General features: G+C 71.1%; 15 protein-coding genes. 5 read left to right on the top strand and 10 right to left on the bottom strand.

What is annotated here, in order from left to right:
* The first annotated feature begins 90 nt into the window (after positions 1–90).
* Positions 91–1,629 (top strand): carboxylesterase/lipase family protein, encoded by a 1,539-nt coding sequence (locus AC5L38_RS39530; protein WP_495247938.1) that lies wholly within the window; start codon positions 91–93, stop codon positions 1,627–1,629.
* Positions 1,630–1,672: 43 nt separating this feature from the next.
* On the opposite strand, the gene AC5L38_RS39525 is transcribed toward AC5L38_RS39530, so the two are convergent.
* Both AC5L38_RS39525 and AC5L38_RS39520 read right to left on the bottom strand, forming a co-directional pair.
* Entirely contained in the window at positions 1,673–3,361 is a 1,689-nt protein-coding gene (locus AC5L38_RS39525; protein WP_495247937.1) for a PQQ-dependent sugar dehydrogenase, read from the bottom strand.
* Between the two features lie 233 nt (positions 3,362–3,594).
* Positions 3,595–5,433, bottom strand: coding sequence for an ABC transporter ATP-binding protein (locus AC5L38_RS39520; protein ID WP_495247936.1), 1,839 nt, complete (start codon positions 5,431–5,433; stop codon positions 3,595–3,597).
* A 217-nt stretch (positions 5,434–5,650) separates the two neighbouring features.
* Between AC5L38_RS39520 and AC5L38_RS39515 the strand changes: the two genes are divergently transcribed.
* Positions 5,651–6,598 carry a TauD/TfdA dioxygenase family protein gene (locus AC5L38_RS39515; RefSeq protein WP_495247935.1) on the top strand — a complete coding sequence of 316 codons (948 nt, stop codon included), beginning with the start codon at positions 5,651–5,653 and terminating at the stop codon, positions 6,596–6,598.
* A gap of 153 nt (positions 6,599–6,751) precedes the next feature.
* Here AC5L38_RS39515 and AC5L38_RS39510 read toward each other — a convergent pair whose 3' ends face one another.
* A complete protein-coding gene (locus AC5L38_RS39510) occupies positions 6,752–8,128 on the bottom strand; it encodes a sensor histidine kinase (RefSeq protein ID WP_495247934.1) in 1,377 nt (458 codons plus the stop codon).
* Positions 8,129–9,048: 920 nt separating this feature from the next.
* On the opposite strand from AC5L38_RS39510, the gene AC5L38_RS39505 reads away from it, so the two are divergent.
* The gene (locus AC5L38_RS39505; RefSeq protein ID WP_495247933.1) at positions 9,049–9,198 is read left to right on the top strand and encodes a hypothetical protein; all 150 of its coding nucleotides are present in this window, start codon (positions 9,049–9,051) and stop codon (positions 9,196–9,198) included.
* A gap of 47 nt (positions 9,199–9,245) precedes the next feature.
* The gene (locus tag AC5L38_RS39500; RefSeq protein WP_495247932.1) at positions 9,246–9,419 is read left to right on the top strand and encodes a zinc-binding dehydrogenase; all 174 of its coding nucleotides are present in this window, start codon (positions 9,246–9,248) and stop codon (positions 9,417–9,419) included.
* 248 nt (positions 9,420–9,667) lie between these two features.
* Here the strand turns inward: AC5L38_RS39500 and AC5L38_RS39495 are convergent, their stop codons facing one another.
* From AC5L38_RS39495 to AC5L38_RS39465, 7 genes are all read right to left on the bottom strand, one after another.
* Positions 9,668–10,321: a hypothetical protein gene (locus AC5L38_RS39495; RefSeq protein WP_495247931.1), complete on the bottom strand. Its 654-nt coding sequence runs from the start codon at positions 10,319–10,321 to the stop codon at positions 9,668–9,670.
* Between the two features lie 173 nt (positions 10,322–10,494).
* Entirely contained in the window at positions 10,495–11,463 is a 969-nt protein-coding gene (locus AC5L38_RS39490; protein ID WP_495247930.1) for a GlxA family transcriptional regulator, read from the bottom strand.
* A gap of 153 nt (positions 11,464–11,616) precedes the next feature.
* Complete coding sequence (locus tag AC5L38_RS39485) at positions 11,617–12,579, bottom strand: hypothetical protein (RefSeq protein ID WP_495247929.1); 963 nt, start codon at positions 12,577–12,579, stop codon at positions 11,617–11,619.
* Between the two features lie 437 nt (positions 12,580–13,016).
* Positions 13,017–14,138, bottom strand: coding sequence for a substrate-binding domain-containing protein (locus AC5L38_RS39480; protein WP_495247928.1), 1,122 nt, complete (start codon positions 14,136–14,138; stop codon positions 13,017–13,019).
* 66 nt (positions 14,139–14,204) lie between these two features.
* Positions 14,205–15,503 (bottom strand): multiple monosaccharide ABC transporter permease, encoded by a 1,299-nt coding sequence (mmsB, locus tag AC5L38_RS39475; protein ID WP_495247927.1) that lies wholly within the window; start codon positions 15,501–15,503, stop codon positions 14,205–14,207.
* On the bottom strand, positions 15,500–17,047 hold the full coding sequence (gene mmsA / locus AC5L38_RS39470) for a multiple monosaccharide ABC transporter ATP-binding protein (protein ID WP_495247926.1): 1,548 nt from the start codon (positions 17,045–17,047) through the stop codon (positions 15,500–15,502). Before mmsA ends, mmsB begins: the two co-directional genes overlap by 4 nt.
* Before the next feature lie 764 nt (positions 17,048–17,811).
* Positions 17,812–18,825 carry a LacI family DNA-binding transcriptional regulator gene (locus AC5L38_RS39465; RefSeq protein WP_495247925.1) on the bottom strand — a complete coding sequence of 338 codons (1,014 nt, stop codon included), beginning with the start codon at positions 18,823–18,825 and terminating at the stop codon, positions 17,812–17,814.
* A gap of 509 nt (positions 18,826–19,334) precedes the next feature.
* On the opposite strand from AC5L38_RS39465, the gene AC5L38_RS39460 reads away from it, so the two are divergent.
* Positions 19,335–25,028, top strand: a complete 5,694-nt coding sequence (locus tag AC5L38_RS39460) for a GH92 family glycosyl hydrolase (protein ID WP_495247924.1) — start codon at positions 19,335–19,337, stop codon at positions 25,026–25,028.
* Positions 25,029–25,247: the final 219 nt, after the last annotated feature.

Raw genomic sequence — 25,247 nt, 5'->3', positions numbered from 1 at the left:
GGCTCGTGCGGGGCGAACCTTAAATGCTTTGCCCGCGGGCGGCGCGCGCTGAGATGCTCGGCCGAGCAGGAACGGGAAGGAGACCGCGAAATGGCCGTCACCACGTCCAGGAAGCCGTCCGAGTCCGAGCCGGAGGTCCGCACGGGGGCCGGTGTCCTTCGTGGCGGCCGGGAGGCGGGCCTGGCGGTCTTCCGCGGAGTCCCGTTCGCCGAGCCGCCGGTCGGCGCCCTTCGTTTCGCCGCGCCGCGGCCGGTGCGCGGCTGGGACGGCGCGCGCCCGGCGCTCGCGTACGGCCCGCCGCCCCCGCAGTCCGGCGTGCTCGGGGTGTCCCAGGACACCGCCGGTGACGACTGGCTGACGCTCAACGTCTGGACACCGGAACCGGGTCCGGCGGCGGGGCTCCCGGTGATGGTGTGGATCCCCGGCGGCGGTTACGCCATGGGCGACTCAAGCCTGCCGGAATACGACGCCGGGCACCTGGCCGGGACCGGAACCGTGGTGGTGACCCTCAACTACCGCCTCGGCATCGAGGGTTTCGCGCATATCGGCGGGGCCCCGGCCAACCGCGGCCTGCTCGACCAGGTCGCGGCCCTGCGCTGGGTGCGCGACAACATCCGGGGGTTCGGCGGCGACCCGGACCGGGTCACGGTCTTCGGCCAGTCGGCGGGCGGCGGATCGGTCGCCGCGCTGCTGGCCATGCCGCGCGCCGCCGGGCTCTTCCACCGGGCGGTCGCGCAGAGCGTGCCGGGGACGTTCTTCTCCCCCGAGCTGGCCGCCGACATCGCCGCCGCCTTCGCCGCCGAAGCGGGGGTGGAGCCCACGGTGTCCGGCCTGTCGGCGGTGGCGCCGGGCCTGCTGCCCGCCGCGGGCGACGCGGTCTTCGCCAAGACGCCCCAGTGGCGGGAACGCTGGGGGCGGATCACGCACCGGCCGATCCCGTTCGCGCCGGTCGTCGACGGCGATGTCCTGCCGGCGACCCCCTGGCAGGCGCTGGCCGGCGGCGCCGCCCGGGACATCGGGCTTCTCGTCGGGCACACCCGTGACGAGCACCGGTTGTTCAGCCTGATCGACGGCGTGCTCGGCCAGGTCACGCACGAGCAGACCGAGACCGCCCTGCGCATGCTCGCCCCCGGCGCTGACGGCGCTGACGGCGCGCGCCGATACCGGCGGGCGTTCCCGGCGGCGGCCGACGAGGAGCTGTACGAGCTGGTCAACGCCGACTGGTTGTTCCGCATGCCGAGCCTCCACCTCGCCGACGCGCAGATCGCCGGCGGCGGCCGGGCCCACCTCTACGAGCTGACCTGGTCCGCCCCGGGACTCGGCGGTGCCCTCGGCGCCTGCCACGGCCTGGACGTGCCGCTCGTCTTCGGCAACCTGGGCAGCGGGCAGACCGCCGCGCTGATCGGCGACCCGCCCTCCCCGGAGGCGGAGGAGCTGTCCGCGCGGGTCCGCGGGGCGTGGACGGCCTTCGCCGATCACGGCGACCCGGGCTGGCCCGCGTACGACGCCGGCCGCCGCCTCGCGCGGCTCTTCGACACACCCTCGACGGTCACCGCCTACCCGGAGGAGGCCTCGCGGCTGCTGTGGCGGGACCACACCTTCCCGGCGCTCCCGCTGCTCGCGGGGTAGGGGATCTTCTGGCCGCCCGCGGCCGGGAGGCCGCGGGCGGGACTCACGGGCTCGTGCACCCGTAGCCGGACGGCGTCTGGGTGTCGCCGTTCGGGCGGCTCGCCTGGAGGCCGAAGGTGGTGCTCTGGCCGGGGCCGAGGGCGCCGTTGTGGCCGGCGTTCCTCGCCGTGACGGTCTGCCCGCTGACGGTCGGCGTGGCGTTCCACGAGCCGGTGACGGCGTGGCCGCTCGGCAGCGTGAAGGTCACCGTCCAGCCGTTGAGCGCGGACGTGCCGGTGTTGGTGACCGTGACCGGCTGGAGCACGTACCCGCCGCCCCACTGCGTCTGGACGGTCGCCGTCACCGAGCATCCGCCGGTGTTGCCGCCGCCCGAGGCGGTGGTGACCGTCGCGGTGTTCGACACCGGCGAGAGGTTGCCCGCCGCGTCGCGGGCCCGGACCTGGTAGCGGTACGTGGTGCTCGCGGTGAGCCCGGTCTCGGCGAACGAGGTGGTGGCCGAGGTCCCCACCTGCGTGAAGGCGCCGCCGGACGCGCCCGGCGCGCGCAGGACGTCGTAGCCGGCCACGCCCACGTCGTCGGTGGAGGCGGTCCAGGTCAGGGTGGTGCCGGTGGAGGTCGTCCCCGACGCGGCCAGGCCGGCCGGCGCGGTCGGCGCGGTGGTGTCGCCCCCGGTGGTGGCCGGTGGGACGCGGACGATGCGGTCGTCCTGCGCCACCGGGCTGCCGCGGCCGTCCCGGTTGCTGGTCGTCACCCAGAGCCAGCCGTCGGGCCCGACCGCGACCGTGCGGAGCCGCCCGTAGGCGGACTGGAACTCGGCCAGCGGCGTGCCGGCCGTACCGCCGCTGGTCAGTGGCACGGCCCAGAGCCGCTGGCCGCGCAGCGCGGCGACGAAGAGCGTGTTGTTGGCCCAGGCCAGACCGCTCGGCGACGCCTCGGCGGTCGTCCACGTGACGATCGGGTTGCGGAAGGAGGGGTTGGTGCACGTGCCCTCGCACGTCGGCCAGCCGTAGTTGGCGCCCGCGACGATCTGGTTGATCTCGTCCCGGGTGTTCTGTCCCAGTTCGGCGGCGTACATCCTGCCCTGGGAGTCCCAGGTCAGGCCCTGGACGTTGCGGTGGCCGTAGGTCCAGAGGCGAGAGCCCGCGATCGGGTTGTCCGAGGGCACGCCGCCGGTGGGCGTCATGCGCAGGATCTTCCCGGCGAGGCTGTTGACGTTCTGCGCGTTGGCGGTGTTGCCGGCGTCGCCGGTCGCCACGTAGAGCATGCCGTCGGGCCCGAAGGCGATGCGGCCGCCGTCGTGGAAGGTGTTGCTCGGGACCCCGGAGAAGACCACCGTCTGCGTCTGGGGCGCGGTCAGCCGCAGCCTGATCAGGCGGTTGTCGCCGGCGGTGCTGGTGAAGTACGCGTACACCCAGCCGTCCTGGGCGTAGGTGGGCGACACGGCGATGCCGAGCAGGCCGCTCTCGCCGGAGGCGCTCACCCCGCTGACGGTCGCGACCGTCGTGGGGGTCTGGCCCGGCCGCGCCTGCAGGATGCGCCCGGTGTTGCGTTCGGACACCAGCGCGCTGCCGTCCGGCAGGAAGGCCAGGCCCCAGGGGACCTGGAGGCCCGTGACGGAGATCTGCGCCCGGGAGAAGTCGAAGCCGCCCACCACCTGGGCGCGGGCCTCGGGAGCGGTGACGACCAGCGCGAGCAGCGCCAGAATCAGGGCCGGGATGACACGGGCGCGCATGATGGGCTCCTCGGGACTCCTTGACCGGACCACTGTGCGGATGCCAGCAACGTAGGCACGCGCGCCACGGAACCTCAAACACCTCGGCCGGGCCCCCCGGACGATCTGGGCGGACGACGCCGCTTCCGTGAAAATTTCATGTACGAGGCGAGAGTCGCGGTCGGTGCCCCGGGGCGTGTGCGCGGCGCCGGGACGCCCGCGTGCGGCGGCGGGGACCGGGAGGCCCGCGTGTGTCAGCGGTGGACAGTGTCTTGGGCGTCCTGGGCGTCCTGGGTGTCCTCTTCGAGGAGGAAGCCGCCGGACTGGTGGTGCCACAGGCGGGCGTAAGGGCCCTGGGCCTGGAGGAGCTCGTAGTGGTCGCCCTGCTCCACGATGCGCCCCTGGTCGAGCACGACCAGGCGGTCCATGCGGACGACGGTGCTCAGCCGGTGCGCGACCACGAGGGCGGTGCGGTCACGCATCAGGTCCCACAGGGCCTCCTGGACGAGGATCTCGCTCTCGGAGTCGAGCGCGCTCGTGGCCTCGTCCAGCAGCAGGATCGGCGCGTCGCGCAGGACGGCGCGGGCGAGGGCGACGCGCTGCCGCTGGCCGCCGGAGAGTTTGACGCCGCGCTCCCCGACCAGGGTGTCGAAGCCGTCGGGCAGGGCCTCGGCGAACTCGGTGACGTGCGCCGCCCGCGCGGCCCGGCGGATCTCGGCGTCGGTGGCGCCCGGCCGGGAGAAGGCGATGTTGTCGCGCAACGACCGGTGGAACAGGGCGGGCTCCTGGGGGACGTAGGCGATCAGGCCGCGCAGGTCGGCCTGGCGGAGCCGGGCGATGTCCTGGCCGCCGATCAGGATCCGGCCGCCGTCGACGTCCATGAGGCGGAGCAGCAGCCGGGTGAGGGTGCTCTTGCCGCCGCCGGACCGGCCGACCAGGCCGATCTTGGTGCCGGGAGGGACGTGCAGGTCGAGGTCGTGGAACAGGCGCGGGGTGCCGGCGTGCGCGAACGCCACCCGCTCGAACCGGACGTCGGCGTCGGCGGGGCGCAACGGCTGCGGGTCGTCCGGGTCGACCACCCCCGGCGGCGTGAGGAGGAGCTCGGTGAACTGGGCGGACTCGGTCAGCACGCTCTCCAGGCGGCGGTAGATCTGGTTGAACTCGAACATGATGCCGATCGAGGTCGAGTAGTAGCTGAACGTCACCACGATCGCCTCCACGCCCAGGCCGCCGCGCAGGACGACGGTGAGCAGCAGGCCGAGGGTGCCGGTGAGGATCGACATCGGTGCGATGACGGTGTCCACCCGGAGGTTGCCGTAGTCCCAGGAACGGAGCGTCAGCTCGCGTTGCTCAGCGGCGCGGGTCCGGTGCTGCGCGGCCTCGCGGCCCTCGGCGGCGAACGCGCGGACCGTCTCCATGTTGGCCAGCACGTCGGCGACGTGCCCGGACACCCGCACCTTGGCGGCCTCGCGCCGCTCCACCAGCCTCTGGCGGCGGCGGATGAGGGGGGCGACGAGGAGACAGGTGACGGCGATGAGGCCCAAGAGGACGAGGACCAGCAGCGGGTGGTAGTGCCACAGCACCACCGAGGCGAACCCCAGCGGCACCACCTTGGCGAGGATCGAGAACGTGAGCGTGTCGACGAAGCTCTCGAACCCGTTGGAGAAACTCAGCACCCGTTTGGTCAGCGAGCCGGCGAAGTTGTCGTGGAAGAACGCGGCGTCCTTGGCCAGCAACTCGTCCATGCCCGTCGCGCCGAGCCGCTCGATGCCCCGGGCGTCCAGACGGTTCAGGAAGTGCATGGCCACCCGCCACAGGATCTCGCCCGTGAGCAGCAGCGCGCCGAAGCCGAGCACGTACGGCATGAGGACGGCGACGGAGGCGTCCCCGCCCTCGGACAGGCGCCCCACGATCGCGCCCACCATCAGCGGCGCCAGGTAGAACAGGCAGGTGTTTCCCAGCGCGGGCAGGAGCAGCGCGGGTATGGCGACCCGCCTCTGCCTCAGCAGCTCCCCGTTGTAGTACCGCAGCGCCAGCAGGACGGCCGACCTCCGGGGGGACGGTCTGTCGGGGGAGTCAGGTGATCCCGGCACGGTCATCCCCCTCCGAACACCGACGGCTGTGGCCATGTTGGCCCAGGACGGGCGGGGGAGGCGAACGGTTTTTCGCCGGTCCGGCCGCCGGGTGCGAACCACGTGAACCGGGCGTGAAAAATTCCCTATTAAACCTGTAGGAATAGTTGACATCACCCTTTCCCCGGCACACGCTGTGATGGCCCACCCGTACATCGCCCATCGAAAGGTGTCAGGAATGACCCAGCTCCATGACCACGGGACGCCCGCCGTCGCCGACGACTCCTACCGGCACATCGACGTCGCGCGGGTCGGCGGCGTGATCGGCGCGATCGTCGGCGGCGTCCGGGTGGGCGGTGACGTCGACGCGGCGGCGGTCGCCGAGCTGCGTGCCGCGCTGCTGCGCCACCGCGTGATCTTCCTGCGGGACCAGGGGCACGCCACCGACGCCGACCAGCGCGCGTTCGCCGGGCTGCTCGGCACCCTCACCAGGCCGCACCCGACGGTGGCCGGGGCTGATGAGGCCGTGCTCCCGATCGACTCCGAGCAGGGCAAGGCCAACAGCTGGCACACGGACGTGACCTTCGTCGACCGGATCCCCGCGATCAGCGTGCTGCGGGCCGTCACGCTGCCGCCCTACGGCGGGACCACGGTGTGGGCCAACACGGTGGAGGCCTACCGGCGGCTGCACCCCGGCCTGCAGGCGCTGGTGGGCCGGCTGCGCGCGGTGCACTCGAACCTGTACGACTACGCGGCGCAGCGCCCGCAGATCGGCGGGATCGACGTCAAGGAGCAGGAGTACCGCGAGCAGTTCCGCAGCAGCGAGTTCGAGACCGAGCACCCCGTCGTCCGCATCCACCCGGAGACCGGCGAGCCGTCCCTGCTGCTCGGCCACTTCGTCAGGTCGTTCACAGGCCTGAGCGGCGCCGATTTCCACGATCTGTTCGCCCTGCTGCAGCGGCACATCACGCGCCTGGAGAACACGGTGCGGTGGGACTGGCGCGACGGCGACATCGCCATCTGGGACAACCGGGCCACCCAGCACTACGCCGTCGCGGACTACGACGACCTGCCCCGGCTCCTGCACCGCGTCACGCTGGCCGGCGACATCCCGATCGGCGTCAACGGTGACACCAGCGTGGTCCGCAAGGGCGACGCCGGCGCCTACTCGCCCATCGCCGTCTGAGCGGTGGCCCGTCCGCGGCCCCCGGCCGTCCGGCCGGGGGCCAGGGCCGCTCGTCGTGGCGCGGCAAGAGATCGTGGCGTGGCCGGGCGAGGGCTCGCCTCCGTGCCCTTCACCGCCGAGGGGTACGCCCCGCCGACAGTGGCCACCGGTGTCCTAGTGGAGCGGGAGGCGAAGGACGAAACGCGCGCCGTGGGGGCTGTCCTCGACCCGCAGGGTGCCTCCGCTCGTCTCGGCGATCTGCCGGGCGATCGGCAGGCCCAGCCCGGTGCCCCCGGCGTCCTTGCTGCGGGCGGTGTCCAGCCGGGCGAACCGTTGGAACACCAGTTCGCGCTTGTCCGGATCGATGCCCGGCCCGTCGTCGATCACCTCCAGCGCCGCGATGCCGTGCGGAAATCGCCGGCCCTCGCACTCGTCGCCCGGCGCACGCCGTCGTACATTGATAGTGATCTTGCTGTTGGCGTGCCGTTCGGCGTTGTCGATCAGGTTGGTGAGGAGGCGGCCCATCCGCAGCCGGTCGCCGATCACCACCACGCCGGGCTCAAGAGAGAATTCGCACCTGCTTCTCATGTGGTGGCGTATCCGGCACTCCGCGGAGACGAGTTCGGCCAGGTCGATCTTGTCGTGGGCGCCCGAACTCCCCGCGTCCAGCCGCGCGATGGTCAGCAGATCGTGCACGATCGCCTGAAGCCGCTCCAGGCTGCCCAGAACGGTACGACCCAGCTTGGTCACGCTGGTCTCCTGGGGCGCGAGCAAGGCGTCCTCCACCTCGGCACGCATGGCGGCGATGGGGCTGCGCAGGTCGTGGGAGGCGTCCGAGGCGAACTGGCGCTGCTGCTCCACCGCGGTTTGCAGACGGCTCAGCGTGTGGTTGACGCTGACGGCCAGATCGTGGATCTCGTCGTCGCCGGGCGGTACGGGCGCCCGGCGGCTGAGGGAGGTCTCGTTGATCTCGTCGAGTTCAGCCCGGATGGCGTTCACCGGCTTGAGGGACACGGCGGCGATCCGGCGGCCGAGGTAGGTGATGGCCGCGGTGAGCACCACCGCGGCCCCGCCGACCGGCGCGGCCAGCAGGGGATCGACCCATGGGGGAATCGTGGGGGAGGCGCAGTAGACGATCCAGTTCCCACCTTCCTGATAGGCCCACTGCGCGACCACGATCTCGCATTCGCCGGGAGGGAAGACCCCGCCGCACACGACGGATTCGGCGGTGGCCCTGTTACCGGGGGTGAACGTCGCCATGCGTGGCTTGCCCTGCAGTTTCGGGGTCGACACGACGACCCGGTTCCGTGAGTCGACGACCTGGATGTGGCGGAACGGGTTTCGCGCGAGGGGATAGGCCACCTCGTCCCGCTCCACCTGCATGGCCACCCGGCCGCCGTCCGCGACGATCTCCGCGATGAGCGACTCCGTGCCGAAACGATGGATGGCGACCATGAGCACCGCGGCCACCAGTGTGCACAGCAGGGCGGCCGTCGCGGCGGTGAACAGGGTGATCCGTGTTATGAGCGAGATGCGGTGCCTGGCGCTCATTTTCAATCCCTCGAACGGGGAGAACCCGACGGACGAGTCCTCGGCGTTGCCGGCCTTGATGGACCCGGGCCGTTTCGCGGGCGATCGCCGGGCCGGGTTCGGTACCGGCGCGGTCGTGCCCGGGGGCGGCGTCCGGTCGGCCGGAACGTTCGCGACGGCTGGACGGTCGTGAGAGGTCGGCGGCGGGAATACAGTGTCATCACCTCTGTCCACGGAAAGACCGGCATGTCGCCCAGGTAAATCGGCATCCCTGGTGAGCGCCAACAAGGGTCATTTTAAGTCAGTTATCTGAAGAAATTGAAAAACGGTGACAAGGCGGAGTGTGGTTTGGTGAAAAACCTTAAATGAATCTCCCTGCGGCCTACCGTCATCAGGTGGTCCGATTACTTCCCCCGGACGGACCGGATCGGGGACGCCGGCCGGGCTACCGCGAGGTGAGCAGGGGTTTCGTCCTGAGGGCCACGACCACCGCCTCAACCCGGCTGTGCGCGCCCAGCTTCACCACGACGTTCTCGATGTGGCCGCGTGCGGTGTACAAGGCTCACGACGAGCCTTTCGGAGATCGCCCGGGGGCAGGGCCCGTCCCTCGTCAGCGCCGGCACCTCTCTGCTCGTTTCCCTCTCCTTCGCTCTTTTCTGCGCCTGTTGGGAAACCTCGCGCTCCGCGGCGAATGCGATACTTGGTGAAGACTGTTGTCTCCGATTGAGATGAAATCGCTCTGCTGAGGCACCTCACCTGACGTCGGCAGAAAGGCGCGTCGCTCACGGCGGATCATGTCACGGCGCGGGGTGCCGTCGCCGTCCGGGACGGCCGGGCCGCCCGGCGCCACACGCGGGCATACCGGCCGGCCCTCGGCCGCCACGACGGGTTTCCGGCCCGTCCCACGCGTGGCGGGAATAAGGTTCCCATCTCTCCTATTCATGGCGGAGTACACGCTCCTGCCGGTCGAGGTGGCCGCGCACAAGCCCGATGCCGTGTCGTTCGCGGACGCCGCCACGTTGCCCATCGCGGCGGCCACCGCCTACGACGGGGTGAACCAGCTCGGGCTGCCCCCGGCGCAACACTGCTGATCACCGCCGCCGACCGGGACACCGTGGGGCGGCTGGGCGGTTCGCCGGTGGCGCGTAAGCGCAACCGCGAGGTGCTGGAGGCGGTGGCGCGGCTCGTCGAGCAGGGCGTACTGCGGCCGTACGTGACCGCGACCTTCCCGCTCGACGAGACGGCCGAGGCGTTGCGGACGGTGGAGGCCGGTCACGCGCGAGGCAAGGTCGTCATCGAGGTGGCCGGGTGAGCGAGCCCCACCCGCTGGACAACCCCGCCTGGTCGTCCCTGACCGGGCCGCACGCGTACCTGGCCGAAAGGCGCGGCAACGTGCTGCGCCACCCGGTCGACGTCTCGCCGTTCATCGCCCTGCCCGGCGAGCCGGAGGCCGCCGACTGGGACGAGCCGGCGGTGATGGCCGGTCCCGGCGCGCTGATCCCGCTCGCCGGCGTGCGCGTCCCGCCGCCGGGCGGGTGGGAGGTGCGGGTCAGACGCCGGTCAGGGTCTGCTCGCTCCGGGGGAATCCGGCCAGTACAGGACCGACCGCTCGGCGGCGGACGCGATCGCCGCGCCGTCCAGGAGGGCGATGCTCAGCTCGATTCCGCCCGCGGGCCACTCCACGCCGAGCTCGAAGGTCTCCCGGGGAGGCGGGGGCCAGAGCCACAGCCCCATGGTGGCGACGTCCGCACCCTCGTCATGGCTACCGCTGCGCAAGGACACGCCGCCGAGCAGCCAGGAGAGCCGCGGGGCCGGGGGCGGATCCCGCGGGAGCCGTGCCATGTCGAAACGCTGTCCGACGGTGGTGGCCTTGGTGCCGTCGGCGAAGCGGACGCCGAACCGCAGCAGGTTGTCCGGCAACCGGCCGGCGCCCACGCCCATGACCATGTGGGGGTACACGGACAGCTGGAGAGCCTGGAAGTCGTCGAGCGACAGGGTGTGCCGCCTCATGACGATGTTCACGTTCATCAGGCAGCCGGCTCCGAACGCCTGGATCGTCGGCAGGGTGATGACGACGTTCGGGGTGCGGGCCAGCACCAGATCGCTGATCGTCACCGCGCCCGTCTCGTCGGCCGGCGGGGCGTACCAGATCGGCAGCCCAGGGCTGGAGGGGCGAGTCGATTCTTCCTGTGCCGGTGGTGGCTCGAAGAACATACTCTCACCATACGGAAAAATCCTGAGGTCGCGCGGTCCGCGGATCACGGGCAGGAGCGCGGGCGCGGCACCGGTGATCCGGCGCGACGCGTTCCCGGCACTCAGGGGAGGCCGCCCATCCCGGCGCGGTCCCCGTTCGGGCCGGGTGCGGTACGGCGCGGCCTCGGGACGCCTCAGCCGGAACCCTGGGCTCTGGCCTGGCGGTAACGCGTGGGGGAGACCCCGAACTCGGTGACGAACGACTGCCGGAGGCTCTCGGTGGAGCCGAACCCGCAGCGGGTCGCGATGTCCGCCACGGAGAGGGAGGACGAGACGAGGAGCTGCTCGGCCGCTCGCGTGCGCGCGTGCCTGACGAAGCGGCCGGGTGTCTTGCCCAGGTGCTCCAGGCTGAGCCGGGTCAGGTGGCGCTCGCTCACGTTCAGCTGGGCGGCCAGCGTCGCGGGGCTCAGATCGCCGTCGAGGTTGCTGACGACGTGGTCGACCACCTGCCGGACCAGCGGGTGTTCCGGCGGCGGCGCGCCCACGAACATGCTGATCTGCGCCTGGTCGCCCGGCCGCTGCAGGTAGGTCACCAGGGCGCGCGCCACGATGCGGGCCAGGTGAGGACCGTGGTCCTCCTCGATGAAGGCGAGCGTCAGGTCCAGGGCGCTGGTGACGCCGGCCGCGGTCGACACGCGTCCCTCGCGGATGTAGAGCGGGCACGGGTCGACGGTGACGTTGGGATGGTGGGCGGCGAGCGCTCCCGCGTACCTCCAGTGCGTGGTGGCGCGATGCCCGTCCAGCAGCCCGGCGGCGGCGAGCAGGGTCGCGCCCGTGCACACCGACGCCACCCGCCGGCTGACCGCGGCGAGCCGGCGGATGTGCGCCAGGAGCACGGGATTGCCCGCGGCGGCCTCGTGACCGATCCCGCCGGAGACGACCAGGGTGTCGAGCGGCCCGGTGACGCGTTCGAGGGCCACCTGGCTCTCCAGCGTCAGGCCCGAGTCGCAGGACAGCGGCCTGGCGCCCGAGGTCGCGAGGCGGGTCAGGTAGGGGGGAGCCGCCCCCAGCTGGTTGGCCATGTGGAGCGGCGTGGTCACCGAGGCGATGTCCAGCAACTCCGACTGGGGGTACCCGATCACGACGGTCAGTCGCTCGTCCATGAATGCCCATCCTGCCGGAGAACCGACACGAATCCTCAGTTTATCGACAGGAACGCCGCTCCCGGCCGCCCTCGGCGACCGGGAGCGGAGGCGGGGACCCCGGTGCGGTGGCGTACCGGCGTCCCGGGCATGCCGTCCACCGGTGCCGGCGGATCACCGCTTCGTCAGGCCGCCGACGCTGAGCAGGAAGTCTCCGCCGCGTTCGTCGACACCGGCCATGATCGACGCCTGCCGCCCGCCGTCACTCGCGACCGTCCAGAACGTGAGCGTGGTGGTCCCCAGCGCGGTCTCGCAGGTCTGGACGGCCGGTTCGAGTTTGGCCGTGTTCCCGCGCGCGGCCAGCGTCCAGTCGCATCCGTTCTCGGTCCGGGCCGTCATGACGCTCTTGCGGCCGCTCGTGAACGTGACGAGACCCTGCTGCGCCGTCTGGACGGAGCGCACCTGGCCGTCCGGGTCGGTGTACCGGGTGGTGAGGAGGTTCACGCGGGACCGCGGGTCGGACGCGTCGTACCGCCATGTCCCGGGAAAGACCTCGCGCGCCCGGGCCCAGGCGTCTTTCGTCACCTTGGTACGGCTGCCCTTGTCGAGACGGAACGCGTAGTCGCCGTTCGGCTGGTGGCTGACGGCCTCGATGGCCTCCCGCTCGCGGTTCCCGGACACGGTGACCGACCACTTCGTGATGGTGTACGTCGAGCCGATGACGCGGTTGAAACAGTTCTGGGAGGGGGGATCCAGCTCCAGCGAGGTGGAGCGCACCGCGAACGTCCACGTGCACCCCTGGTCGGTGCGTCCCACGATCCCGCCGCCGGCCGCCCTGGAGAACACGATGTCCCCGATCTGCGGGACGTGGAGCTGCGGGATGGGAGAGCAGTTCGTGCTCGTGTCGGGGCAGCTGACGACCGCGATGTTCCGCATGCTCTCGCGTACGGGCTGGTCGTAGTTCCACGTCCCCAGATACTGGTGCGAGCGCGGGTTTCCGGTCTGCGCCAGGGCCTGCCACGGCCCCGCGACGCCGACGGCGATCCAGGCCATCAGGCTCAGGGACAGGGCGACCACCAGTGGTGCCGGACGTGACGGCAGGTGCCGGCGCCGGGTCGTGACACGCGTGTCGAGCATGGGAATGCCTCCTGTACGGGGGTACGCGCTGAAACGGTGACGAGAGCCACCGGGAGGGCGGTGCCGGGCGGTGCCGTATGCCGTGCGCCCGTTGCGATCAACCGCGATTCAGCACTTTACGGACGGGTCACCCCTCGCTCATCGGCGCTGCGTCCCATCTTCGGGATACTCCGCGTGCCGTAGCCCGGCCGGCTCCTCGTCCCGGCGCCGTACGAGCGTCCCTGCTCGCCGGGGTGACCACTTCGGCCATCCGGGCGAGGCGCGACCGGCGCCTTTGCCCGCCCGTTCACGGGGCGGATCCGGCCGCCCGACGTCACCAGCGGGCGATGGGCGGACATGAGGTTCCGGCCGCGCGGGAGACGCCGGAAACGAGCGTGGGTCCCCGGAGGCAAAGCCTCCGGGGACCCACGGGTGTGGCCGACTGCGGCCGGGCGTCGCTACTTGGTGAGCGGGGCCAGCTTGGGGTCGTTGGCGTACGCCTCGACGACGTTCTCCTTGGTCACGATCAGCGGCTCAAGCAGGTACGACGGGACGACCTTCACCCCGTTGTTGTACGACTTGGTGTCGTTGACCTGGGGGGCCTTGCCGGCCTGCAGGTCCTTGGCCATCTGGATGGTCTGCTTGACCAGCTCGCGGGTGTCCTTGTTGATCGTCGAGTACTGCTCGCCGGCGACGATCGACTTGACCGACTCCGCCTCGGAGTCCTGACCGGTCACCACGGGGAGGTCCTTGCCGGCACCCTTGACCGAGGTGATGATGGCGCGGGCCAGCGTGTCGTTGGGGGAGAGCACCCCGTCGAGGGTCTTGCTGCTGTAGGTGGAGGTCAGCAGCGAGTCCATCCGGCGCTGGGCGTTCTCGGCCTTCCAGCCGTCGGTGGCGGTCTGCTTGATGTCGGTCTGGCCGGAGCCGACCACCACGGTGCCGTCGTCGATCTTCGGCTTCAGCACCTCGATCGCGCCGTCGAAGAAGACCGCCGAGTTGTTGTCGTCCGACGAGCCGGAGAACAGCTCGATGGTGTAGGGGCCGTCGGCCTTCTTGGCCTTCATGCCGTCGAGCAGGGCCTGGCCCTGGAGCTGGCCGACCTTGAAGTTGTCGTACGCGATGTAGTAGTCGACCGCGTCGGTGTTCTTGATGAGCCGGTCGTAGGCGATGACGGTCGCGCCGGCCGCCTTGGCGGCCTCGACCTGGGTGCTCAGCTGCGCGGCGTCGGTCGCGCCGATGACGATGACCTTGGCACCCTTGGTGACCATGGCGGAGATCTGCGCCTGCTGGTCGGCGACGGTGGAGGAGGCGCCGGCGTACTGCACGTCGGACTTGAAGCCGGCCTCCGCCAGGCCGTTGGTGAACAGGTCACCGGCGAGGACCCAGTTCTCCGAGGTCTTCGACGGCAGCGCGACGCCGATCAGCGAGTCGGCGGCGAAGCCCTTGGCGCCCTCGGAGGCGCCCGCGGAGGCGCCCGTGTCGGCGGCGGGGGTCTGCGAGCGCTCGGAGGCGCACGCGGTGAGCGACAGAAGCGCGATGGCCCCGGCCGCCACGCCCTTGACGAGGATATTGCGCATTTTCAGAGGTGCCCTTCTTAGAAGAATGACGGGGTGGAAGCCTTCCGCCCCGTCGACGGTGACCGGTTAGCCGGCCACCGGACTCTTGCCGCGGTCCTGGTCCGTTTCCGTGCCGGACGCCGGGCCGCTCGGTGTCTCCCGGCGGAACGGGCGCGTCAGCGATCCGATGACCGAGAAACGCCCCTGCTTCTTGTTGTAGACGTCGAGCGCGACGGCGAGCAGCAGGACCAGGCCCTTGATGATCTGCACCCGGTCGGAGCCGACACCCATCAGCTGCAGGCCGTTGTTGAGCACGGCCATCACGAGGCCGCCGACGATGGAGCCGCTGATCGTGCCCAGGCCGCCGGTGACCGCCGCGCCGCCGATGAAGACGGCGGCGATCGCGTCCAGCTCCCAGCCGATGCCGTCCTGCGGCCCGGAGGCGGCCGAACGGGCGACGAAGATCATGCCGGCCAGCGCCGCCAGCACCGACATGTTCATCATCACCAGGAAGTTGACCCGCCTGAGCTTCACGCCGGACAGCTCGGCGGCCCGCGCGTTGCCGCCGACCGCGTAGATGTGCCGGCCGCCGGCCGTGTTGCGGGTGATGAACGCGTAGATGACGACCAGGACGCCGAGGATGATCCCGGAGACCGGGAAGCTGGTCCCGACCCGCCCGCCGGCGAACTGCAGGCTCGCGAACACCACCACGACGACCGGGACGGCGACCCGGATCGCCGAGATCCACATCGGGGCGACGTCGGCATCCATCTCCCGCCGGGTCTTGCGGGCCTTCCACTCCCTGACCACCACGGCCACGCAGACCAGCAGGCCGAGCAGGAGCGTGAGGTTGTTGTAGCCGGTGTCCGGGCCGACCTCCGGCAGGAAGCCGGAGCCGATGATCCTGAACCCCTCGGGCACGGGAATGGTGTCGGCGTTGCCGATGTACTGGTTGCCGCCCCGGAACAGCAGCATGCTGGCCAGGGTGACGATGAAGGCCGGCACCCCGACGTACGCCACCCAGAAGCCCTGCCAGGTGCCGATGAGGACACCCACCGCCAGGCCGATCAGGATGGCGAGGAACCACGGCACCGAGTAGTCCTGCATGACCTTCGCGACCACGATGCCGACGAACGCGGCGATCGAGCCGACGGACAGGTCGATGTGCCCGGCGACGATGACCATCAGCATCCCGATGGCCAGGATCAGGATGTAGGAGTACTGGCTCACCAGCGAGATGAGGTTGCCGGAGTTCAGGGTCAGGCCGTCGGTCAGGATCTGGAACAGCAGGACGATCGCCACCAGCGTGAAGATCATCCCGAACTGCCGGGCGTTGGAGGTCGTCCCTCCGAACAGGGATTTCTGGAGTTCTTTCACACGGCTCATGGTCGGCGTGCCTTCTTCGCTGAGGTCATCTGCTTCATCAGGAGTTCCGGGTTGGCGTCTCGCCGGTCGATGTTGCCGGTGATGGTCCCCTCGAACACCGTGTAGATCCGGTCGCACAGGCCGATCAGCTCGGGCAGCTCCGAGGAGATGACGATGACGCCCTTACCCTGGTCGGCGAGCCGCTGGATGATGCCGTAGATCTCGTACTTGGCGCCCACGTCGATGCCGCGGGTCGGCTCGTCGAGGATGAGCAGGTCGGGGTCGGTGAACATCCACTTGGCCAGCACCACCTTCTGCTGGTTGCCGCCGGAGAGCTTGGTGACCCCCTCGTCGACGGTGGGGGCCTTCACCCGCAGGCTCGTCCGGTAGCCCTCGGCCGCCTTGTGCTCCCGCACCGGGTCGATCACGCCACGGGTGGAGACCTTGGACAGCTTCGCGGCCACCATCGAGGTCTTGATGTCGTCGAGCAGGTTCAGGCCGATCGACTTGCGGTCTTCGCTGACGTAGGCCAGGCCGTGCGCGATGGCGTCCGACACCGACTTCAGCACGATCTCCCGGCCGTCCTTGAGGATCTTCCCGGAGACGTAGGTGCCGTAGGACCGGCCGAAGATGCTCATCGCGAGCTCGGTGCGCCCGGCGCCCATCAGCCCGGCGAACCCGACGATCTCGCCGCGTCGCACGGTGAAGCTGGAGTTCTTGACCACCAGGCGTTCGGCGGAGATCGGGTGCTGGACCGTCCAGTCGCGCACCTCGAAGAAGACCTCGCCGATCTCGGGGGTGTGGTCGGGGAAGCGGCTGTGCAGCTCCCGGCCGACCATGCCCCGCACGATCCGGTCCTCGTCGACGCCGTCCGCCTTGATGTCGAGGGTCTCGATCGTCCGGCCGTCGCGCAGGATGGTGATGGTGTCGGCGATCTGCTCGATCTCGTTGAGCTTGTGGGAGATGATGATCGAGGTGACGCCCCGCTGCTTGAAGTGGCGCAGCAGGTCCAGCAGGTGCTGGGAGTCGGCCTCGTTCAGCGCGGCGGTGGGCTCGTCGAGGATGAGGAGCTTCACGTCCTTGGCGAACGCCTTCGCGATCTCCACGAGCTGCTGCTTGCCCACGCCGATGTCCTTGATCAGCGTGTCCGGGTCCTCCTCCAGGCCGACCCGGGCCATCAGCTCCAGCGCCTGGCGGTTGGCGACCTTCCAGTCGATCACGCCGCCGCGGCCCGGTTCGTTGCCGAGGAAGATGTTCTCGGTGATGGACATGCCGGGCACCAGGGCGAGCTCCTGGTGGATGATCACGATGCCGGAGTTCTCGCTGGCCCGGATGTCGGCGAACCGGCTCTCCTTGCCCTGGTAGCGGATCTCGCCGGAGTAGGTGCCGTACGGGTAGACCCCGCTGAGCACCTTCATCAGGGTCGACTTGCCGGCGCCGTTCTCCCCGGCGATCGCGTGGATCTCACCGGCCCGGACCACCAGGTTGACGTCGGAGAGCGCCTTGACCCCGGGGAACTCCTTGGTGATCGAACGCATCTCCAGCAGGACGGGTGCGTCGCTCATGACCGGCCCGCCCGAGCGGCCCGTGCCGGGTAGGGCCTCGGGACGGCGGTGTCGCCGTCTCTGGGCCGGCAGCGGGATCCGCGCGCGTCCGGCTGCAGGGGACCGCGCCAGGTCACCACCGACATGGTTGCCTCCGGGAGGTTCGTCATCAGTTCGTTCGCCTTGCTGTGGCCTGAACCACATCTGGAAGCCAAGGACTTTCCGCAAAATCTAAATTAATTCATTCTTCGCGCGGTTCGCCGCGAGGCGGTGACGGGTGCCGTCGCCCTGGTCGCACGTGTGCCATCTCGTCGTACCTGGTCACACGCCGCGCCCGGCCGCCGTCGGAAGGCGGCTCGGCCGGTCGTCGCGGCGCCCGCCGGGGGGCGTGTCCGTGCGCGGTCCCGGCCGTACGCGACGCCGAAGGAGGGCGGAAGTCAATGATCATAACGATTCCGGTTCCCTCCGATCGGCCATGACATCGTTGTCAGCAGGCAGCGGGTAGAGACTCCACCCGCGTTACGGGTGTGTCAATCGGCCCCCTCCCAATGTGGCCATTTTGTAACGTATCGTGACGCCAAGTGAGATTTACGGCACATGATCCTTTGGCTGGTTCGCCGGTCCGGGCGGCGCGACGCGCGCCGGACCTCCGGTGACCGGCCGTGCCGGCCCGGCTCGGCCGGGTGAGCATGACCCGGCTCGGCATGGTGTGGCTCGGCATGGCCCGGCTCGGCCCGGTGTGGCTCGGCCCGGCATGGCCCGGCATGGCCCCGGCCCGGTGCGGCTCAGTGCAGGGAGATGCCCCGGTCGACCAGTTTGGTGGGCAGCACCACGGTGCGCGGCCACGACCGGTCTCCCTCGATCCGCCGGAACAGCAGCTCGGCGGCCGTCCTGGCCAGCTCGCGGGCGTCGTAGGCGATCACCGTCAGCGGGTACGGCACCAGGTTGGCCATGTCGAAGTCGTCGAACCCGAGCACCGCGGCGTCGCTGCCGCGCCGGTGCAGCTCCTCGATCACGCCGAGGGTGATCCGGTTGTTCAGGCTGAAGAAGGCGGTCGGCGGGTCCGGCCGGTCGAGCAGCTCGGAGACGACCCGGGCGGCCGCCACCGGGTCGCGGACGCCGTCGCGCACCAGCCGGGTGTCGTACGGCGCGCCGGCCGGGGCCAGCGCGTCCTGCGCGCCGTCGAGCCGCTCGCGCATCGTGTAGACGCCGATCGAGTCGAGCAGGATGCCGATCCGGCGGTGGCCCGCCTCGACGAGGCGGGCCACCCCGGCCCGCGCGCCCCCGCGGTTGTCGAGCAGCACCGTGTCGGCGAGCAGCCCCCCGGCCGGCCGGTCGAGGAAGACCACCGGGGTGCCGAGCTCGACCTCGGCGCGCATGAACGAGTGGTCGTCGCCCGCCGGCACCACGAGCAGCCCGTCGACGCGGCGGGCGCACATGTCCCGCAGCAGCTGCTGCTCGCGCGCCGGGTCCTCCTCGGAGCTGGCGATGATGAGCATCGTGCCGTGCTGCCGGGCGACCTCGGCGGCGGCTCCCGCGATCGTCGCGTAGAACGGGTTGGCGATCTCCTCGATCAGCAGCCCGATCGTGGCGGTCGCCTGCCCCGAGCGCAGCGAGCTGGCCAGGTGGTTGCGGCGGAAGCCCAGCTCGGCCACGGCGGCGAGCACCCGTTCGACCAGTTCGGGCTGGACGTGCGGCGCGTTGTTCACGACCCGCGAGACGGTCTTCAGGCTCACTCCGGCCCGGGTCGCCACGTCCACCATGGTGGGCCGCCTCGTACGGCCGCCGTCGCTGGTCATGCCACGAACCATACCGACACGCCGTCCGGCGCGGTGACAACGTTGTCCGAGCCGCCGGGGCCGCAGGCCCCGGCGGGGCGCCACCGGGCGCCGGCGCGGGCGGACGACCGTGCTCGCCGACCGTGATGTCGCCTCGCTCACCCGGTTGGAGGGTGGTCCGGGAGGCTCGTCCGGCCCGGCCGGGCGGCCCGGGAAAGCGAGTGGTTTCGGGAAGGTTACACGTCCAGCTCTTGACAACGTTGTCTTCCGAGGGAAACGTTGGGCCGCGATCACACCCGGGTGCGCTCCTTTGTGCGCCCGCCGTTCTCTCACGCCCCCATGGAGCTTCCCGCATGGTCTGAGACCCATGTCCCGGCACCGGTGACGACGCCGACGCCCCCACCGGCGCGCGGCGAGCCCTCCCGAGGTGCCGGCAGGTGCCCACGCGGCCGATCGGCCGCGACGGTCACGCTCCTCACCTCCGACGTTCGACGTTCTCGACGCCCCTATCGAGTCAAAAGGCACCCGCCATGTCGCATCCCCCCATTGCCCGAATCCTGTCCCTGCGGCGGTTCGCCGCGGCCACGGCACTGTCGCTGCCGCTGTGCCTGCTGGTCGCCGTACCCTCGGCGAGCGCCGCGGCCCCGCCCGGCGACTTCGGCTCCTCCTTCGAGTCGTCCGACCCGCAACCCGCGACGAGCACCGTCGAGGCCGGTACGGACGGCAAGCCGATCCAGGCGAACCTGAGCGGATCGAGCCCGACCGGACTGCCCGGCAGCCTGCTCGGCCAGGTCAGCGCGGTGTCCGCGAGCGCGGAGAACGCGCCGAACGAGACCGCCGCGGCCCTCAAGGACGGCAACCCGACGACCAAGTGGCTGGCGTTCGCCAGGACCGGCTGGGCGGCCTACAGGCTGGCCAAGCCCGCGGCGGTGGTGAAGTACTCGCTCACCTCCGCGGACGACGCGCCGGGCCGCGACCCCAGGGACTTCACCCTGCAGGGGTCGGACGACGGCGGCACGTGGACCGACCTGGACAGGCGGACGGGACAGAGCTTCGGCGGGCGGTTCGCCACCAACGTCTACGAGTTCACCAACACGACCGCCTACGAGCACTACCGGCTGAACGTCACCGCGAACTCCGGTGACTCGATCATCCAGCTCGCCGACTGGAACATCAGCGACGGCTCGGACGTCAGGCCGCCGGTCACCCCGATGGTCAGCGTCACCGGTACCGGCCCGGTCGGCGGCCACACCATGAAGCCGCGGGCCGGGTTCACCGGGACGGCCTCGATGCGCTACTCGGGCGGCGCCGAGACGGCCGGACGCTCGTACGCGACCAACCGGCTGTTCGACGTCGACATCCCGGTCGGGCCGAAGACGCGGCTGGCCTACAAGGTCTTCCCCGAGTTCACCGGCCAGGACGCCCAGTACCCCTCCACCTACGTGGCCGTCGACCTGCACTTCACCGACGGCAGCTACCTGAGCCGGCGCTCGCCCGTCGACCAGCACGGCTACCCGCTCACCGCCGCCGGGCAGGGCGCCTCGAAGGTGCTCTACGCCGACCAGTGGAACGCGGTGCGCTCCGAGATCGGGGCGGTCGCGAACGGCAAGACGATCGACCGCATCCTGCTCGCCTACGACAACCCCCAGGCGGCCGCCGCGACCCGCTTCCAGGGCTGGCTCGACGACCTCGTCCTGACGGGCGTCCCGGCGCCGATCGACGGCTCCCGGCTGACCGACTACGTCGACACCCGGCGCGGGACCAACTCCACGGGCGGGTTCTCGCGCGGCAACAACCTGCCGATCACCGCGGTGCCGAACGGCTTCAACTTCCTCACGCCGGTCACCAACGCCACGTCCAACTCCTGGGAGTACGACTACCAGCGGGCCAACAACGCGGCCAACCTGCCCATGCTGGAGGGGCTCGCGATCTCGCACGAGCCCAGCCCGTGGATGGGTGACCGCAACCAGATGTCGATCATGCCGGTGCCGGCCGGCGGGCCGCTCACCGGGACTCCCGGCGGCCGGGCGCTCGCCTTCAGCCACGACGACGAGATCGCGCGGCCGGACCTCTACCGGGTCAAGCTGCAGAACGGCCTGGTCGCGGACATGACCGCCACCGACCACGGCGGGATCATGCGGTTCGCCTTCCCCTCCGGGCAGGCCACCGGAAGCCTCGTCTTCTACAACGGCACGTTCACCATCGGCACGGACGGCACCTTCACCGGCTGGGTCGACAACGGGAGCGGCCTGTCGGCCGGGCGCAGCCGGATGTTCGTGTCCGGTACCTTCGACCGGGCGCCCAAGGAGTCCTCCGCCACGTCGGCCACCTTCGACGTCTCGGAGAAGCGGGAGGTGACGCTGCGCCTCGCGACGTCGTTCCTCTCGGTCGACCAGGCACGCCGCAACCTCGACATGGAGGTCACCGGCAGGAGCTTCGACCAGCTCCAGGCCGCCGCCACCGCCGCCTGGAAGGACCGGCTCGGCCGGGTCGAGGTGCGGGGCGCGACCGAGACGCAGCTGGTGACGCTGTACTCGAACCTGTACCGGCTGAACCTCTACCCGAACTCGCAGTCGGAGAACACCGGCACCGCCGCCAAGCCGCGCTGGCAGTACGCGAGCCCGGTGTCGGCGCCGACCGGCACGTCGAGCGCCACGCAGACCGGCGCGAAGATCGTCGACGGGCAGATCTACGTCAACAACGGCTTCTGGGACACCTACCGGACCGTGTGGCCCGCGTACTCGCTGCTGTACCCGGACGTCGCGGCCAGGATCGCCGACGGGTTCGTCCAGCAGTACCGCGACGGCGGGTGGGTCGCCCGCTGGTCGTCGCCCGGTTATGCCGACCTGATGACCGGCACCAGCGCGAACGTCTCGCTGGCCCAGGCCTACCTCAACGGCGTCAGGCTGCCCGACCCGCTCGGCGCGTACGACTCGGCGGTCAAGGACGCGACCGTCGCGTCCGGGCGCGGCGAGGTCGGCCGCAAGGGCATCGAGACCTCGCTGTTCCTCGGCTACACGCCGACCTCCACCGGCGAGTCGGTGTCGTGGGCGCTGGAGGGCTACATCAACGACTACGGCCTCGGCAACATGGCCGCGGGCCTGGCCAAGGACCCGGCCACCCCGAAGGCGCGGCGCGACGGGCTCAAGGAGGAGTCGGAGTACTTCCTGCAGCGGGCCCGCAACTACGTCAACCTCTTCGACCCGAGCGCGAAGTTCTTCCGGGGCCGCGACGCCGCCGGCAACTTCCTCGCCGCCGACCCGCTGGACTGGGGCGGCGTCTACACCGAGACCAACGGCTGGAACTTCGCGTTCACCGCGCAGCAGGACGGCCGGGGACTGGTCAACCTGCACGGCGGGCAGAAGGCGCTGCGGCAGAAGCTCGACCAGTTCTTCGCCACCCCGGAGAACGCCGACAAGCCCGGCGGGTACGGCGGCACGATCCACGAGATGCTGGAAGCCCGCGCGGTGCGGATGGGCCAGCTCGGCATGAGCAACCAGCCGTCGCACCACATCCCGTACATGTACAACTACGTCGGGGCGCCGGCGAGGACGCAGGCGATCGTCCGGGAGATCCTGCAGCGCCTCTACGTCGGCGGCGAGATCGGCCAGGGCTACCTGGGCGACGAGGACAACGGCGAGATGTCGGCGTGGCACGTCCTCAGCTCGCTGGGCCTCTACCCGCTGCAGGCGGGCTCGTCCAACTGGGCCATCGGCTCGCCGCAGTTCACCCGGATGACCGTCCGGCGCAAGAACGGCGACATCGTCGTCAACGCGGCGGACAACAGCACGCGGAACGTCTACGTGCAGAGCGTGAAGGTCAACGGCAAGACGCAGCGCGAGGTGTCCGTCGACGCCTCCGAGCTCGCCCGCGGCGGCACGATCGACTTCAAGATGGGTCCGAACCCGTCGTCCTGGGGCACCGGCGAGAAGGACGCGCCGCCGTCGCTGACCAGGGGCGGAGAGGTGCCCAAACCGCTGCAGGACACCACGGGCCCCGGTCTCGGCACCGCGACCGCGAGCGGCGGCCAGGACGCGTCGAAGCTGTTCGACGACTCGTCGACCACGCAGATGACCTTCACCTCCGGCACGCCGCAGGTCGGCTGGGACTTCCGCGGCGGCAGGCAGGCGCCGGTGTACTACACCCTCACCTCCGCGGCGAGCACGGGCGAACCTGCGGCCTCCGGGGCGTCTGGTGAGCGGAAGGGCGGCGGGAAGGGCGACCCGGTCTCCGGGGCGACCACCGGCGACCCGGTGGACTGGCGGCTGCGGGGCTCCAACGACGGGATCACCTGGACCACGGTCGACTCCCGCAAGGGCGAGGTGTTCTCCTGGCGCAACCACACCCGGCCGTTCAAGATCGACCGTCCGGGGCGGTTCGCGCGGTTCCGCCTGGACGTGACGAAGGCCGTCGGGGGCGAGCGGACGAACCTCGCCGAGATCGAGCTGCTCGCCGGCGGCGATGTCCAGCTCGGGGGCGGCGACATCACGGTCACCCCCGCGAGCGGCGCGCACGCGACGTCCGGCGTCGAGGCGCGGGTGGAACTCGCCTCCGTCACCGGGGGCACCGCGAGCGGCTACCGGGCGACCATCGACTGGGGTGACGGCTCACCGGCCACCGCGGGCACCCTGGCCCTGAGCTCGCGGGGCGTGTACGGCGTCAGCGGCTCGCACACCTACGCCAAGCCGGGCCACTACCAGGCGAGCGTCACGGTGAACGACGGCACCGGCCAGGGCGCGGGAACGGCCGGGGTCGAGGTGGCCTACGCGCCGGAGTCCGGCCTCGTCGCGGCGTTCGACACCGTCTGTATCGGCGACGAGGGCGTCCTCGCGGCGAACTGCGACGCCAAGTCGTGGGCGTACTCGCGGGCGGCCCTCGCGGCGGCCGGCGTGACCCAGGGCGAGCGGCACGAGGTGCCGGGAACGGCGCTGAGCTTCACGCTGCCGGCGATCCACGCCGGGCAGCCGGACAACGCGACCGGCAACGGCGAGAAGATCGTGCTCAACCTGCCGGCCGATGCCAGGAGCGTCTCGTTCGTCGGCGCCGGCACGCAGGGCAACCAGAGCACCACCGGCAAGGCCACCTTCGACGACGGAAGCACGGCCGACATCCCGATCCAGATGAGCGACTGGACGTTGGGCGGCAACCCCGGCGGCACGCCGTCCTACGGCAACATCGTCGTCGCGAAGTCCGCGTACCGGCTGCTCGGCACGAGCCGGAACAGCGCGCAGCCGTTCCTGTTCGCCACCGCGCCGTACCGGATCCCGGACGGGAGGAAGCTCGTGTCGGTGACCCTGCCGGAGCAGACCGGGGATCCGGGCGCGGCGGGCAGGATCCACGTGTTCGCCGTCGCCGACGACGGCACGCCGGGCGCCGCGCTGGAGAGCGCCGCGCCCAAGGACCAGAAGGCCGTCGCCGGGCAGGTCCTGTCGGCCGACCTCGGTTCGGTGACCGGTGGCGTCACCGGCCCGGCGGGCTACCAGGCCCGCGTCCAGTGGGGCGACGGCACGGTTCCCGCCGACGTCACGGTCGGCCCGTCCGGCGCGATGAGCGGGCGGCACACGTACGAGAGGGAGGGCACCTACACGGTGCGCGTCACCGCCTGGGACACGCTGTCGAGCGTCACCACGACGTTCACCGTGACCGTGACGCGGGCCGGGGCGCAGCCGTCGATCTCGGTGTCGGCGACCGCCCCCGTCACCGCCGGTGAACCGATCACCGTCAAGGGCAGCGGGTTCGCCGCCGGAGAGCGGGTGACCCTCAGGATCGGCACCGGTCCGCAGGACGGCTCGACGGTCGTGGCCTCGGACAAGGGAGAGGTGCAGGCGTCGCTGAAGCCGTCCGGCGACACGCGGCCCGGCCGGTACGCCGTCACCGCCGACGGCGCGTCCTCCGAGGCCGCGGCGGCGGCGACGGTCCAGGTGGCCGAGGAGCCGGTGGCGCGCACGTACCGGCCGAGGGTGATGCTGTCGACCACCTCCGGGCCGCGCGGCACGGCGATCGTCGTCGACGGTTCCGGGTTCGCGCCGAAGGAGGCGGTCACGATCGGCTTCGGCGACGGCCTCGACTCCGTCACCGTGCACGCGAACGGTGACGGCGTCATCTCCGGCCATACCGTCAGCGTGCCGGGTACGGCGAAGCCGGGTGCGACCGGCATCACGCTGGCCGGCGCCGACTCGGCGACCCGGGTCGAACTGGCCTTCACGGTCACCGGCTCGAACTGAGCCGGCCGAGGCCGCCGGTGGGCGGGCCGTGCTCACGGCCCGCCCACCGGCGGCCTCCCGGTCGATGCCGTCACTCCCGCGAGGGTGAAGCACGTCCGGCCCGGACGAAAACCGGGGAACCGGGGGAACTGGGGAACTGGGGAACTGGGGAAATCGCCGTATTCACGTCGGCCTGTGTCGCGCCGGGTGCGGAAACCCGGCGAGACGCGACGAAAAGAC

The sequence above is a fragment of the Streptosporangium nanhuense genome, from assembly GCF_059358815.1.
This window is presented reverse-complemented; position numbering and strand designations above follow the sequence as displayed.